The sequence below is a fragment of the Limosilactobacillus walteri genome (genome assembly GCF_014830205.1).
Taxonomy (GTDB): domain Bacteria; phylum Bacillota; class Bacilli; order Lactobacillales; family Lactobacillaceae; genus Limosilactobacillus; species Limosilactobacillus walteri.
The window spans coordinates 1-13735 of the sequence record NZ_QORN01000042.1 but is presented as its reverse complement, the minus strand read 5'-3'; the positions used below and the strand labels follow the sequence as shown (position 1 = coordinate 13735).

Genomic DNA, 13735 nt, shown 5'->3' with positions numbered 1-13735 from the left:
ATACCAGAAAGTGTATACCCGAAAAAACCTCCAGCGTTCGGAAAATCCGAATACTGGAGGTTTTTGTTTCTGCGTATTTGTGTGAAATCACTAGTAAGCTAACTCTGTCGGGTTCTTAGGCAATATGTTTATGTAGATAATTAGCAAATAATGATAGGGAGTAACAAACAATGAAGTAAAGTACCGCGAGGGCAACAAACATTGGAATAATATAATTTGTATTTTGTCCGTAAATAATTTGTGCGTGGTACATTAATTCAGGAAGGACAATGATAGTTGCTAAAGAGGTATCTTTAACTAGTGAAATAAATTGACTTACAAGGGCAGGCATCATATTTTTAATTGCCTGTGGAAGAACGATAATTCGTAAAGCTTGCCACTTCGTAAGACCATTGGCGAGGGCGCCTTCAGTTTGCCCATAATCAATAGAATTAATTCCAGAACGGACAATTTCAGCGACCATTGAAGATTCAAAAATCGATAGGGCCATGATTGCAGCAGGAATAATTTCAGGCTTTATCCCGATATTTGGTAACCCAAAATAAGTAAAGAAAATAATTAGCAAAAGTGGTAAATTACGGATAATATCAATAATAAAACCAACGATTGCGGATAAATATTTGATCTTAGCGTAACGGATAATTCCCAAAAGCGTCCCAAGAATGAAACTGATAACAATCGAAATGACTGAAACTTCGATTGTGATACCAAGTCCTTCTAGGAGGAAACGGATGTTAATCCAAGAATAAGCATCAATAAAATTTTGCATTAGTCATCCCTCCTAAGCCAGTTTCTTTTCCAGATGCCGCATATAGTAACTTAACGGTAAGGTAATGATTAGATACATTATCCCAACGATAAAATATGTTGGCATCGTTTCTAAAGTGTCATTTGCAATTAAATTCCCTTGGTACATTAGATCGAATCCGGCTACAAAAGCAAGGACGGAGGAGTTCTTTACCAAGTTAATAAATTGATTTCCTAGAGGGGGGATAACTACGCGAAAAGCTTGTGGCAAAACAATATAGCGCATGGCTTGGGTGTATGTAAGGCCGTTTGCCAATGCTCCCTCCATTTGTCCATGGTCGATGGAATTAATCCCTGCCCGCACAGTTTCGGCAATAAAAGCTGAAGTATAAAGAGTGAGGCCAATTGTACCGGCAGTAAAACCGTTAATTTTAACAATGTACATCGGGATAATCAAAAAGAAGGCCATTGTGATAACCAATAAAGGAATATTACGGAATACTTCTACATAAACGTGACCGATAATTTTAACAAATCGGTGTTGCGAAATTTCTAACAGAGCGAAGAAGGTCCCGATAACTAGGCTGCCAACCAGAGCGATTAGACTACAGAGAATTGTATTCCATAGCCCAGTCAAAAGGGGATGCCACTCATTTGCAATTATATTTAACATTAGCGTTTCATCTCCTGATAATTAAATCCTTTGACATCACCAAACCACTTAAGCAGTAAGCGGTTGTAGGTGCCGTCTTTCTCAACTTCTTTTAGTGCCCAGTTTAATTTATTGCGGAAACGAGCTTGGTTTTTGTTGACAGCAATTCCATAAGGTTCTTTTGTAAAATTACCGCCGACAACTTCATATCCTGGGTTTTCAGCAGCCATTCCATAAAGAATACCGTTGTCAGTTGTCAAGGCATCCCCTTGCTTTGATTTAAGGGCGGTCATTGCTTGAGCATAGTCAGAAAGTTGGAGAACTCGTGCTTTCGGAGCAAATTTAGCCACGTTTTTTACTGAATTTGATCCCGCAACCCCTAAGATAACAGCACCATGTTTATTGAGATCATTAATATTTTTAATGGGGCTTCCTTTTTTGACCAATAATGATTGTCCAGCGTCAAAGTAGGAATGAGTGAAATCTACTTGTTTTGCACGTTCAGGGGTGATAGTCATTGTAGCCATAATTGCGTCAATATTACCGTTCTTTAATAACGGCACCCGTGTCCCGCTTGTAACTGGAACAAAGACACACTTACCGTTTGGACCGAGGATCTTTTTTGTCAGTGCTTTGGCGAGGTCAATCTCAAAACCTTCTAACTTGCCAGTTTTTATATCTTCAAGACCAAATAGCCGTGTATCTGCTTTAACTCCCCACGTAATTCGTTGACTATGCATATCTTCGGTAAGAACATCTTTCTTAGCAATTGAGGTACTGCAAGCAGAAAGAGTGGTGAGGATAAACATCAAGAGGAAACTAAGACTAATTAATCGCCAATATTTTTTCATAGGAAGTTCCTCCTTAGTGACCACTAATTTTACTCATGAATTCACGGGCCCGTTCGGTAGATGGTTGTTCACCAAAAAATTTTTCAGTTGTATCGTCTTCTAAAATACGACCTTCAGCCATGAAGATTACTCGGTCAGCAACCGCGCGGGCAAAGCCCATTTCGTGGGTTACAACGAGCATTGTCATATTAGAGTTCTTTGCGATGTCTTTCATGACGTCTAAAACATCGTCAATCATTTCAGGATCAAGAGCACTTGTTGGTTCGTCAAATAATAAACATTTAGGTTTCATTGCCAGACTACGGGCAATGGCAATTCGTTGCTTTTGACCTCCGGATAATTGAGCAGGCATACTATCTGCTTTATTAGCAAGACCGACTTTATCAAGAAGCTTCATTGCTATTTCGTGGTTTTCATCATCCGGGCGTTTAAGAACAATCCGTGGTGCGAGCATTATATTTTCAAGCACAGTCTTATTGTTGTAAAGATTGAAGTGCTGAAACACCATTCCAACGTCTTTTCTGATTAAGTTAACGTTTGTTTTTTTATCGGCAAGGTCAAACCCGTTAACGATTAACTGTCCGTCTCGAATAGGATCTAAGCCGTTAATTGTTCGGATTAAACTACTTTTTCCAGAGCCGGATGGGCCAATCAAGACGACCGTTTCACCAGCTTCAATTGTTAAATTAATATCTTTTAATGCATGAAATTTACCATAATATTTTTGAACGTCATGGAATTCAATCATCGACATATGCATTTAACCCCCGTTTCGCTTATAAACTCAAATAAGTAAGTAATTATCATTATATAGGTTGTTGTATAAACCGTCAAAAATGGATTTGTGTATTATTGAATTTATTACAGAAAATTATAAATTATTTTAGAAATTACTTTTATTTTAGGATTGCCAAAATAATTATTTACAAAATCGAGATAAGTAGTAACATAGGGAGTGAAGAAATTGATTTAACGAAGAGGAGCGAGTGATGCTTCATCGTTAAAAGAAAGAACATAGGGAGGAGAATACTAATGTTCGAAATTAAGCCAAAGAAGTTCAAGAAGATCCTCGTTGGTGTTGACGATGCGCCAGATGCCCGTGCCGCTTTCTCGTATGCGGTTGATAAGGCAAAGCGTGACGGATCAGAATTAGGAATTGTATCAATCTTGGAAACTGATCACGTTAACGTATACCAAATCTTAGATAAAGATTATGTTCACAGTAGCGAAGACGAATTACGTCAACGGGTGAACGAATATGTTCAAGCCGCAATTGATTATGGGGTTGACCCAGAAAAAATTACTGGGATTGTTGATCGAGGAGAACGTCCTGCTGAACGAATTTGCAATCATGTAATCCCTGCCTTTCAACCAGACTTATTAGTTGTTGGTTCGATTGGTAAGTGGGGTAACCGCAAGGCCGTTGGTTCTCAAGCTTCATACATGACTCGTCATGCGGGTACGTCTGTATTCGTAATTCGGACGACTGCAGTTGAACGTTACGAATAATTAAGTTGCCAATACTATAAGGTTTTCTAGTATTACAGCGATAGTTCTTTATGAGAGCTATCGTTTTTTCTATGTAAACATAATTTCAAATGTTTCTAAAGTAAGATATTCTATTAAACAAATATTATTGCGTTTCGTTATCTCTATGTTATAATGATTCTAAATTAAAAGAGGGAAGGGATAGAAATGCCCAAGAAAAAGATGTCTTTAGCCCAGAAGGTTAATGTTTTACGGGCGAGCGTGATGGGCGCTAACGATGGAATTATTTCGATTGCGGGGATTGTTATCGGGGTTGCCGCTGCAACGAGTAATTCTTATTCGATTTTGATTTCTGGCTTGTCAGGGACGCTGGCTGGGATGATTTCAATGTGTATGGGGGAGTATGTTTCTGTTTCTACCCAAAAGGATTCACAGAAAATGGCGTTGATTAGTGAAAAGCAACGGCTCCAAGATCAATATCAACAAGAATTTAATTATGTTCAAAAAAAGTATGAGGCACAAGATATTGATCCCCAGCTTGCCAATCAGGCAACTAAAGAGCTCATGGAAAAAGATGCTTTAGGAACAGTAGTCCAAGAACGGTATGGCTTTAACCCTAAGGAATTTACCAGCCCTTATGCCGCCGCAATTGCGTCATTTATCTCATTTCCGACTGGTTCAATTTTGCCAATGGTTGCTGTGACTGTCTCTCCTGCTAACACGCGAATTTTAGCGACGGCAATTGCTGTTTTAATTGCTTTGCTGATTACAGGATACTGTGCTGCTGTTCTTGGTAAATCAAATCGAATTAAATCAATGTTTAGAAATGCAGCAGCAGGTTTGCTGACAATGGGTGTAACTTACCTTATAGGACAATTATTCGCGCGTTAAGGGGATGAAAAAATGGCTACAAAAATAAAAAAGCACCAAAAGCAAACAATGGAGGAAAAACTAAATACTTTACGTGCTGGGGTGTTAGGATCTAATGATGGTATTTTAACTGTTGTCGGTGTTTTAGTATCTGTTGCAGCAGCCACCAGTGACCGTTTTACTATTTTTATTGCCGGTTTATCTGACCTGCTTGCCTGTGCTTTTTCAATGGCTTCGGGGGAATATGCATCAGTTTCCACCCAAAAAGATACAGAGAAGTCGGCGGTTGCTCAGGAAGAAAAATTATTGAAAACAGATTATGATGGCGAATTGGCGGCTGTCCGAGACTATTATGTAAATAAAGGTGTTACCCCTGAAACATCACTAGCAATTGCTAAGGATTTATTGAATAAAAAACCGTTAGAAACAGTTGTGCGGATTAAGTATGACATTGAATTAGGACATTATTTGAATCCATGGGACGCAGCTTTTTCTTCACTTTTCTCAGCAGCTGCAGGGGGATTGTTTCCGCTAATGGCAATGACATTTGCTCCAGAGGCCTATAAGTGGTATGCGGTAATTCTTGCAGTGGCGCTAACAAGTGCATTAACTGGATATATTAGTTCAAAGCTTGGAAATGGTCTTGTTAAGATTGCGGTAATTAGGAATATTATTATTGGATTAATTACAATCACGATTCACTATGGTGTTGGTAAATTATTCTAGGGTAAAAGGGATTTGTGACATAAGCCCCCTAAATGCTACAGTGCAGGACAAAAAGGGCTCTAGTATTCGGAAAATCCGAATGCTAGAGCCCTCTTTACGTTCCCTTTATTTACTTTGAAAATTACTGTTGATAACATTTTTCTCATCGACTGGTGTATTGAATAATTCTTCGTCGCGACCACGATGATACTCTGCTTGAATAGTAACGTGACAAATACCATATTTTTCATGGAGGATTTGTTCAACCTGACTGTAGATTCGTTCAACTTGACTCAACGGTAAGTCGTCACAATTAAGGTGCGCTGAAAAAATAATGCGGTGTTCATCCATCATCCAGGCATGAATATGGTGAACAGCGGTAACGCCATCAATTTGTTTGAGATCATGTTCAATCGCGTCATAGTCCAAATCTGGGGAAGATTGCATTAAAATTTTAACTGTCTGTAAGATGATCGGCCAAGCTTCAAAACTAATATAGATAGCAACCCCGATTGTTAACACGGGATCGAGCCATGGTACATTGACAAAAGTCAAAATTAGCCCACCGATAATTACAGCAACAGATGATAAAGCATCACTGAGAACATGTAAATAAGTAGCCTTAACATTAAGACTATCTTTACTGCCTGCATGAAGCAGAAGAGCGGAAACAAAGTTAGCTACTAACCCAATGATAGCGACTGTTAACATGATTCCGCCATTAATATGTTGGGGATGTTGCAATCGTTTGATAGCTTCAACAATCAAAAATAAGGAGATGATTACTAATAATGTACCATTAGTTAGTGCCGCTAAGATTTCAGCTCGACGATATCCATATGTTCGTTGCCTATTTTCAGGATGGCCACCAATATGTTGAGCAAAGTAGCCTAAAACAATCGAAAGCGAATCACCTAGGTTGTGAAAAGCATCTGATAACAAGGCTAAACTTCCTGAAAGAGCTCCCCCGACAATTTCAACAATCGTAATTAATATATTTAGGAGTGTGACGGCAAAAAAACGTTTACCTGTTACTTTTTCTTCCATATATAGTTGCTCCTCTATAAGTTACTGGTTTGTAAAAAAGCAAATAACAAAAAAGTTAGGCTTTCCAAACTACACTTTTAATAATATGCTATAATCAACTTGGGTTCAATGTTAATATATAAAAAACATGTAATGACCGATCGTAGGCCAAATTTTAATACCCAGAGGTGAAACGAATTGACTCCAATGAAGGAAGACTACCTAAAAATTATATTTGAATTGGGTGGTAGTCATAAAAAAGTTTCTAATAAAGAGATTTCCCTTGGACTAGGAATTGCCGCTGGATCAGTAACCGAGATGATTTCTAAGTTGGCTGACGAAGGGCTAGTTGTTCATGAACCATATGCAGGTATTTCATTAACTGATAAAGGGCAGAAATATGCGGCAGAATTGGTTCGCAAGCATCGGTTGTGGGAGACGTTTTTAGTAAATAAGCTTCATTATAATTTTGCTGATGTTCATTCCGAAGCGGAAATTCTTGAACACCAGACAAGTGACCGCCTAGCAACCGCACTAGATACATTTTTACAACATCCAGATCATTGTCCGCATGGTGGAGTGATTCCATCAGCCAACGGTAAGTTTCCAGATGTAACTCATCGTTTACTTGCTGATGCTAATGATGGGGAAAAGGTCGAGTTAGAACGATTCTTGGATAATCATGAATTGCTAACTTATTTAGAGGAATTAGGATTACGTCCACAGGAACAGGTAATTGTGATTCGTCACGAACCATTTGAAGGACCAATTGTCATTCGCAAGGCTGACGATAATAAAGAGATTAACGTTTCCTACAAAGCATCTCATAATATTTTTATCGAGCCCGATATTACGTCAATGGTCAAAGATTAATTAGGTAAATTTTTACTTATATGGTACAATAGGCTTTGTAGTTTTTTTAAGTGCGGTTGGTTCGATTGTTACATTGCAAATGGATCTCTTCACCTGAGATGAATTACAAAATTATATCAGTGCGATATGCATAGGAGGATTTCCATAATGGAACAAGGAACTGTTAAATGGTTTAATGATGATAAGGGTTATGGTTTTATTACTCGTGAGAGTGGCGACGATGTATTCGTTCACTTCTCTGCAATCCAAGGCGATGGATTTAAGTCATTAAACGAAGGACAACATGTTACGTTTGATGTAGAGGATGGCGAACGCGGTCCTCAAGCAGTAAATGTTGTAAAAGATTAATAATATATTTAGCGGTTGGGATTTCCGGCCGCTTTTTTTATTGAGGAAAGGTTCTAAACAGTGGATAATATAAATTATCTTTGAATAAAGAAGGCGGAGAAATGTTAACGAAAAGACGACAATCCTTAGCGTTAAAAACATGCTTATTAGCAGGGCGATTATTAATTGAAAATGGTTCAAATATGGAACGAGTTAATGATACTTTGTCGCGAATGGCGCGCAGTGCAGGCTTGCGTGATTTTCAAGCTTTCACCACAGTTACGGGAATTGTCGTTGGAACGATTGATGAGCCCCATGCTCAAGTGATAACAATTCGCCATCGAAAGAATAACTTAAGCAAAATCGCGGACGTTAATGAAGTGTCACGTGAATTGGCCCGTCGAAAGATTGATTTGCCCCAAGCATTTGCGAAGCTAAAGAAAATTGATCGGCAAAAAGTATCGCGATGGCAGAATTGGTATGAATCACTAGCTGCTGCTGTATTAAGCGGTGCGTTAATGATTGTTTTTACGGGCAATATAATTGATTCGTGGGCTGGCTTTATAGCGGGGGGAATTGGATACGGGGCTTTTTCCTATTTACTTAGGAAATTTAAGATTCAATATCTCGGTGAATTCTGTTCTTCATTAATAATAGGATTATTAGCGGTAATATTTGTAAAACTTCACTGGGCTAATAATATTAATGATATTATTATTGGAGCTGTGATGCCGCTTGTACCAGGTGTTCCGCTAACTAATGCTGCTCGTGATCTAGTTTCTGGTAATTTAATCAGTGGACCGACGAGAGGGATTGAGGCTATTTTAACGGCTGTGTCAATTGGAAGTGCGATTGTAATTGTCTTACATTTTAATTGAGGAGGACAAACTAATGAATTGGGGTAACTTATTGTTGCAATTTATCTTATGTTATATATCGACAGTTTGTTTCGGAATCCTCTTAAATATTCCTAAACGGGCCTATAATATTGCGGGAATTATTGGTGGTAGTGTATGGGTAATCTATTGGATTATGTATTATCACAGTGGCGTGGGCTTAGCATTTAGCAATCTGGTTGCGGCCATCTTAATTTCAATTTTGAGTCAGTATGCAGCCCGGCGAAAACGAATGCCGATTATTGTCTTTAATGTTCCTGCGTTAGTGCCTTTTGTACCGGGAGGGCAAGCCTATAAAATGGTGCGTAATTTTGCGATTGGCAATTATCATTTGGTGACAGTGTACTTTTATCAAGTAGTAGTAATAGTTGGTGCAATTACGCTGGGCTTTGGAATCGGCGAACTATTAAACCGCGTTTTAATCTATCTTCGACAATATTTAATCAAAAAGTCGCGGTGGAACTTCTAACAGTGTGGTATACTCATTTTTAATTGATTAATTTAAGTTAGGAGAATCCTTAATTATGTTTATTGAACGTGATAACCATCGTTGGTGGCGCTTTGCGTTAAGCGGTGGTTTCTTTATCGCTCTGATGCTGTTAATTATGTTTAACTCATCAGTAGTGACGATGATTGATGCAGTTTTACAATCTTTATTTACTAGTCAGCGTATTGAATCAATTGGTTGGTTCCATGCGTTAATGACCCTCATATCATTTCTAGCTAAACCGGTATTAGATTTGGTATGGGTCTTTATCATTGCAGCAGTTCTATGGTTAAAGGGTTATCGCATTCCGGCTCTTTGGGCTTTAGGTACGATTTTTGGCGGAGATGTGTTAGGAGAAGTATTTAAGCATATTGTAAAACGGGTACGTCCAGCACAACATTTACCAGCTGATGATGGTTATAGTTTTCCTAGTGGACACACATTAGGGATTTTCTTAGTAGTAGCAATTTTATTCTTAGTTGTTATTCCTCTTATTCAAAAAGCAGCAGTTCGGACAATTTTGCAAATCTTACTAATTTTTGCAGTATTTTTCTTGGCAGTCTCACGGGTATACCTCTACGCTCATTGGCCTTTTGATACAATCGGGGCAATGCTGTTAGCATATGCTTGGTTACAAGTAGCAGAATGGTTATATGTTGCATGGGCACCGCGGCTGCAACAAGTTCCGTTCCTTCGCAGTATTGAGATTTGAGAAAACAAGTAGCAGTAATTGCTGAGTAATAAGTATAAATAGGGTCCAAACATTTGAAATTTTCGGATGTTTGGACCTTGTTTATTATTTAGTGTATTTCCCGGGAAATAGGTGGTAATTATGGATGAAATTAATATAAAAAAAGCAACTACGGTAGAATTAGCGAGGTTAGCTGAATTGCTAGATGATGATGAGCTAGTACAGGGGGCGGAACTAATGCTGCCACGGGATAAAAAATCACGTATTCAGGCATTAAACTTATTTATTCGGCGCAATCATGTTGCATTATTAGAAACTGAAAATGATGTGGTGGGAATGATTGTGTTAAGTAACTGGTATGGCAGCGAGGGGCAAAAAATTAATCATCAATATGAGCTTGGTTATCTGTTAAAACGCGATTTGTGGGGACGGGGAATAATGACAAACACACTTAAAAAAGTTATTTCTCAATTACCAAAAGGAATCCTTATTCATGCGGCCTGTAAAGAAGAAAATCATCGCTCACAACGGGTCTTGATTAATAATGGGTTTATCTATAAGCATGATTTATGGTGGCAATTAGCCAGATGAGATCTAGACTTGCTTTTTTATTTAAGAAGGGTATAATTTCATTCGATGAAGAGGTTGCATGTTTTATTAGTAATCATTGTTAGGTGAATAAGCACCGGAGCGATGCTGAAAGGAAAATATGCCGAAACATTACTTAACTTATTTTAAGTGATTGTTGGGCCATAGTCATAATAGGCTATGGACTGTCGCAGATAAATTGCGGGGCGCTTCCTAAATTGATTCAACAATTATGAATTGTCAAGTTGGGTCTTCTGATAGGATTGCCGATCAGGAGGCCCTTTTAATTTATCCTCTTCGAAGTGATGACGTTAAAATATATAATAATGGAGGAATTATTTTATGGCAGACGAAGAAAAGTCGACAGGTCATATTGAACGGACATTGGAAACACGTCACCTGTCAATGATTGCCCTCGGGGGAACAATTGGTACTGGTCTTTTCATTGCTAGTGGATCAGCAATTTCGACAGCTGGGCCAGGGGGAGCCTTAGTGGCCTATGGAATCATGGGAATTATGGTTTACTTTTTAATGACTAGTTTAGGAGAAATGGCGACGTATATGCCGTTAACGGGGTCATTTTCAGCTTACTCCACAAAATTTGTTGACCCGGCATTGGGATTTGCCCTTGGGTGGAATTACTGGTTTAACTGGGCGATTACAATTCCTGTTGATGTTACAACAGCCGGCATTGTGATGAATTACTGGTTGCCTAACGTACCTGGTTGGATTTTTAGTGTAGTAGTAATGGCATTAATTTTCTTGATTAATTATCTTTCGGTTCGCTCGTATGGGGAGACAGAATTTTGGCTGGCGCTTATTAAAGTTATCACAGTAGTTGTTTTCTTAATTGTAGGGGTAGCTATTATCCTCGGCATTATGGGGGGACGACCTGTTGGTTTAAGTAATTTCCATTATAAGCAGGCGCCTTTTGTTGGTGGTGTGCCAGCGATTATCAGTGTATTCCTTGTTGCTGGATTTTCTTTTCAGGGAACTGAGTTAGTTGGAATTACAGCTGGCGAAGCTGCCACGCCTGAAAAATCAGTTTCTAAGGCGATTCATTCTACTTTTTGGCGAATTTTACTATTCTACATTTTTGCAATATTTGTAATTGCATGCATCTTGCCATATACAGACAAAAACTTATTAAATCAAGACGTTTCAAATATTACAATGAGCCCATTTACGATTGTCTTCAAGCGAGCGGGGTTAGCATTTGCTGCTAGTGTAATGAATGCTGTTATTCTTACAGCGGTGATTTCAGCCGCTAACTCGGGACTATATGCTTCGACACGGATGTTATATTCTCAGGCAAGAGAAGGCTATGCATGGCGCATTTTTGGGTATGTTAACCGTCGGGGAATTCCGATCTATGCATTGCTTGGTACAATGGTCGTATCATTAGCTGCCTTTGCAACCCAATTTGTCGGTCCGCAAGCATATAATTATTTAATTGGGGCGTCTGGACTTTGCGGATTTATTGCGTGGTTAGGGATTGCAATCTCTCATTACCGTTTTCGGAGAGCATTTGTTAAGCAGGGGCATAGTATTTCTGAACTAAAATATCATGCAACAGCCTTCCCGTTTGGACCTATTTTCGCTTTTATTTTATGTATTGTTGTTATTTGTGGACAAAACATCGATGCCTTTATTAAGATGGATTGGCAAAATATTTTGATTACTTACATGGGAATTCCACTATTCTTAATCTTATTTTTATACTATAAGATTCGTTATAAGACCCACGTTATTCCACTAGATAAAGTTGATTTATCACGGAGAACTAAGGGTGAGTCATACGAACCGGAAGAAGACTGATTATTAGGTAGCGGGTAAAGTTATTTTAACTTTGCACTCGCTCCTTTTTATTTTAAATGATAGAATTGTGTTCGTGACTTTTTTGAATTTTTAAATAGGGGGAAATAATAAATGATTGCATTAGCCGGTACGATTGGTGCAGGGAAAACCAGTTTGACGCAGCTGTTGGCGGATCACCTTAATAGTCAGGCCTTTTATGAGTCTGTTGATGATAATAAAATTTTGCCGCTTTTTTATAAAGACCCTAAAAAGTATGGTTTTTTGTTACAGATATATTTTTTAAATAAGCGTCTTGATGAGATTAAAGACTCGTATGAAAATGACCTAAATGTTTTAGACCGGTCAATCTTTGAAGATGCACTTCTATTTAAACTAAATGCAGATATGGGACGGGCTACGGAAACGGAATCAGATATTTATTCATCTTTATTAGCTAACATGATGGAAGAATTACCTGAGCAGCCCCACCAAAAAGCACCGAATTTATTAATTACAATCAAGGTATCATTTGATACAATGCTTGAGCGAATCAAGAAGCGCGGCCGTTCATACGAACAAATTGCTAATGATCCTTCTTTATATTCATACTACAAAAATTTAAATGAGCGTTATATAAAATGGTATGAAGATTATAACGAAAGTCCTAAGATGATGATTGACGGGGATAAGTATGATTTTGTTGAGGATCCGACTGCCGCTAAAAAAGTATTATCAATGGTTGATAAAAAATTGATTGAATTAAATTTAAAATAGGATTTGACAAATATCATATTAGATGATATATTAAATAGGCTGATTTGTTTAGCAAGCCTATTTTATGGAGGATTAGCTCAGTTGGGAGAGCATCTGCCTTACAAGCAGGGGGTCACAGGTTCGAGCCCTGTATCCTCCATTTATTTTGCGGATGTGGCGGAATTGGCAGACGCGCAAGATTTAGGATCTTGTATCATTTATGATGTAAGGGTTCAAGTCCCTTCATCCGCATTTAATATTTTTTTTGAAAAAACTTATTGACATTAGTAAGTATTTCATGTAATATTAATAATCGTTGATAGGAAATAACTTATCAGTAACATGCGGAAGTAGTTCAGTGGTAGAACATCACCTTGCCATGGTGGGGGTCGCGGGTTCGAATCCCGTCTTCCGCTTATATGCACCCATAGCGCAATTGGATAGAGTGTCTGACTACGAATCAGAAGGTTGAAGGTTCGACTCCTTCTGGGTGCACTAATTATAGTAAGCGTGACAGTTTTCTGTTATGCTTATTTTTTTCGGAATTTAGCTCAGCTTGGTAGAGCGCTGCGTTCGGGACGCAGAGGTCGCAAGTTCAAATCTTGTAATTCCGACTATTGAGTAAGCCTATTGTAATAACCGTTAATAATGGTTGTTATAATAGGCTTTGTTGTTTTTTATTTACTTTTATTTCTTATTGCTTTTCCTAATGTTTTGGTTGTTTTGTTGGTCGCTAAGGTATTGATAGATTAGTAATTTAAGAAGAAAGTAGGTCGTTTTAAGTATAAATCCTTAAGTATCATATTAATGGTGAAAAAAGAGTATCAAGATTAAATGAACTTGATGCTCTTTTATTAAATCCTATGAGAGCCAAAATAAGCCTCAATTAAGCACACTTTGAGAGCTCAATGATAAATTAATCAAATTGGCTTAAACGGGCTTATAAAGGCAATAGATGAAGCAAGGCACTATGTCCCGTCAAGT

The 13735-nt window shown here is 38.2% G+C and carries 16 protein-coding genes, 5 tRNA genes and 1 riboswitch; of the genes, 16 read left to right on the top strand and 5 right to left on the bottom strand.

Translation table 11 applies throughout. The annotated features are described in order from the left end of the window. Window positions 1-115: 115 nt before the first annotated feature. From DTK66_RS09385 to DTK66_RS09370, 4 genes are read right to left on the bottom strand one after another with little or no spacing between them, the layout of a single operon-like run. Window positions 116-769 (bottom strand): amino acid ABC transporter permease, encoded by a 654-nt coding sequence (locus tag DTK66_RS09385; RefSeq protein ID WP_153930509.1) that lies wholly within the window; start codon window positions 767-769, stop codon window positions 116-118. 12 nt (window positions 770-781) lie between these two features. Next, complete coding sequence (locus DTK66_RS09380) at window positions 782-1420, bottom strand: amino acid ABC transporter permease (RefSeq protein WP_153930510.1); 639 nt, start codon at window positions 1418-1420, stop codon at window positions 782-784. Next, on the bottom strand, window positions 1420-2250 hold the full coding sequence (locus tag DTK66_RS09375; RefSeq protein WP_153930511.1) for a transporter substrate-binding domain-containing protein: 831 nt from the start codon (window positions 2248-2250) through the stop codon (window positions 1420-1422). The genes DTK66_RS09380 and DTK66_RS09375 overlap by 1 nt, the downstream gene beginning before the upstream one ends. Window positions 2251-2263: 13 nt before the next feature. Then, window positions 2264-3004: an amino acid ABC transporter ATP-binding protein gene (locus DTK66_RS09370; RefSeq protein ID WP_153930512.1), complete on the bottom strand. Its 741-nt coding sequence runs from the start codon at window positions 3002-3004 to the stop codon at window positions 2264-2266. 278 nt (window positions 3005-3282) lie between these two features. On the opposite strand from DTK66_RS09370, the gene DTK66_RS09365 reads away from it, so the two are divergent. The 3 genes from DTK66_RS09365 (at window position 3283) to DTK66_RS09355 (ending at window position 5334) form a co-directional block, all read left to right on the top strand. Continuing rightward, window positions 3283-3759, top strand: coding sequence for a universal stress protein (locus tag DTK66_RS09365; RefSeq protein ID WP_153930513.1), 477 nt, complete (start codon window positions 3283-3285; stop codon window positions 3757-3759). Window positions 3760-3945: 186 nt separating this feature from the next. Beyond that, window positions 3946-4629 (top strand): VIT1/CCC1 transporter family protein, encoded by a 684-nt coding sequence (locus DTK66_RS09360; protein ID WP_153930514.1) that lies wholly within the window; start codon window positions 3946-3948, stop codon window positions 4627-4629. A gap of 12 nt (window positions 4630-4641) precedes the next feature. After that, window positions 4642-5334 carry a VIT1/CCC1 transporter family protein gene (locus DTK66_RS09355; protein ID WP_153930515.1) on the top strand — a complete coding sequence of 231 codons (693 nt, stop codon included), beginning with the start codon at window positions 4642-4644 and terminating at the stop codon, window positions 5332-5334. A gap of 105 nt (window positions 5335-5439) precedes the next feature. On the opposite strand, the gene DTK66_RS09350 is transcribed toward DTK66_RS09355, so the two are convergent. Then, entirely contained in the window at window positions 5440-6360 is a 921-nt protein-coding gene (locus tag DTK66_RS09350) for a cation diffusion facilitator family transporter (protein WP_191668498.1), read from the bottom strand. Between the two features lie 177 nt (window positions 6361-6537). Between DTK66_RS09350 and DTK66_RS09345 the strand changes: the two genes are divergently transcribed. The 13 genes from DTK66_RS09345 to DTK66_RS09285 all read left to right on the top strand — a co-directional run bounded on the left by DTK66_RS09345 (window position 6538) and on the right by DTK66_RS09285 (window position 13365). Then, window positions 6538-7212 (top strand): metal-dependent transcriptional regulator, encoded by a 675-nt coding sequence (locus DTK66_RS09345; RefSeq protein ID WP_153930517.1) that lies wholly within the window; start codon window positions 6538-6540, stop codon window positions 7210-7212. 147 nt (window positions 7213-7359) lie between these two features. Then, window positions 7360-7560, top strand: a complete 201-nt coding sequence (locus DTK66_RS09340) for a cold-shock protein (protein ID WP_153930518.1) — start codon at window positions 7360-7362, stop codon at window positions 7558-7560. Window positions 7561-7661: 101 nt separating this feature from the next. Beyond that, window positions 7662-8417, top strand: a complete 756-nt coding sequence (locus DTK66_RS09335) for a threonine/serine exporter family protein (RefSeq protein ID WP_153930519.1) — start codon at window positions 7662-7664, stop codon at window positions 8415-8417. Window positions 8418-8430: 13 nt separating this feature from the next. After that, window positions 8431-8904: a threonine/serine exporter family protein gene (locus DTK66_RS09330; protein ID WP_153930520.1), complete on the top strand. Its 474-nt coding sequence runs from the start codon at window positions 8431-8433 to the stop codon at window positions 8902-8904. A 55-nt stretch (window positions 8905-8959) separates the two neighbouring features. After that, window positions 8960-9634: a phosphatase PAP2 family protein gene (locus tag DTK66_RS09325; RefSeq protein ID WP_153930521.1), complete on the top strand. Its 675-nt coding sequence runs from the start codon at window positions 8960-8962 to the stop codon at window positions 9632-9634. Between the two features lie 120 nt (window positions 9635-9754). Then, window positions 9755-10204 carry a GNAT family N-acetyltransferase gene (locus DTK66_RS09320; protein ID WP_191668497.1) on the top strand — a complete coding sequence of 150 codons (450 nt, stop codon included), beginning with the start codon at window positions 9755-9757 and terminating at the stop codon, window positions 10202-10204. 40 nt (window positions 10205-10244) lie between these two features. Beyond that, a riboswitch (Lysine riboswitch) is annotated at window positions 10245-10421 on the top strand. Window positions 10422-10543: 122 nt separating this feature from the next. Further along, window positions 10544-12019 carry an amino acid permease gene (locus tag DTK66_RS09315; protein ID WP_191668496.1) on the top strand — a complete coding sequence of 492 codons (1476 nt, stop codon included), beginning with the start codon at window positions 10544-10546 and terminating at the stop codon, window positions 12017-12019. A 111-nt stretch (window positions 12020-12130) separates the two neighbouring features. After that, a complete protein-coding gene (locus tag DTK66_RS09310) occupies window positions 12131-12772 on the top strand; it encodes a deoxynucleoside kinase (RefSeq protein ID WP_153930524.1) in 642 nt (213 codons plus the stop codon). Window positions 12773-12838: 66 nt separating this feature from the next. Next, a tRNA-Val gene (locus DTK66_RS09305) sits at window positions 12839-12911 on the top strand. A gap of 8 nt (window positions 12912-12919) precedes the next feature. After that, a tRNA-Leu gene (locus DTK66_RS09300) sits at window positions 12920-13003 on the top strand. A 92-nt stretch (window positions 13004-13095) separates the two neighbouring features. Beyond that, window positions 13096-13167, top strand: a tRNA-Gly gene (locus DTK66_RS09295). A 5-nt stretch (window positions 13168-13172) separates the two neighbouring features. Then, window positions 13173-13246 (top strand) — tRNA-Arg (locus DTK66_RS09290). Window positions 13247-13291: 45 nt separating this feature from the next. After that, window positions 13292-13365: transfer RNA gene (locus tag DTK66_RS09285), tRNA-Pro, on the top strand. Window positions 13366-13735: the final 370 nt, after the last annotated feature.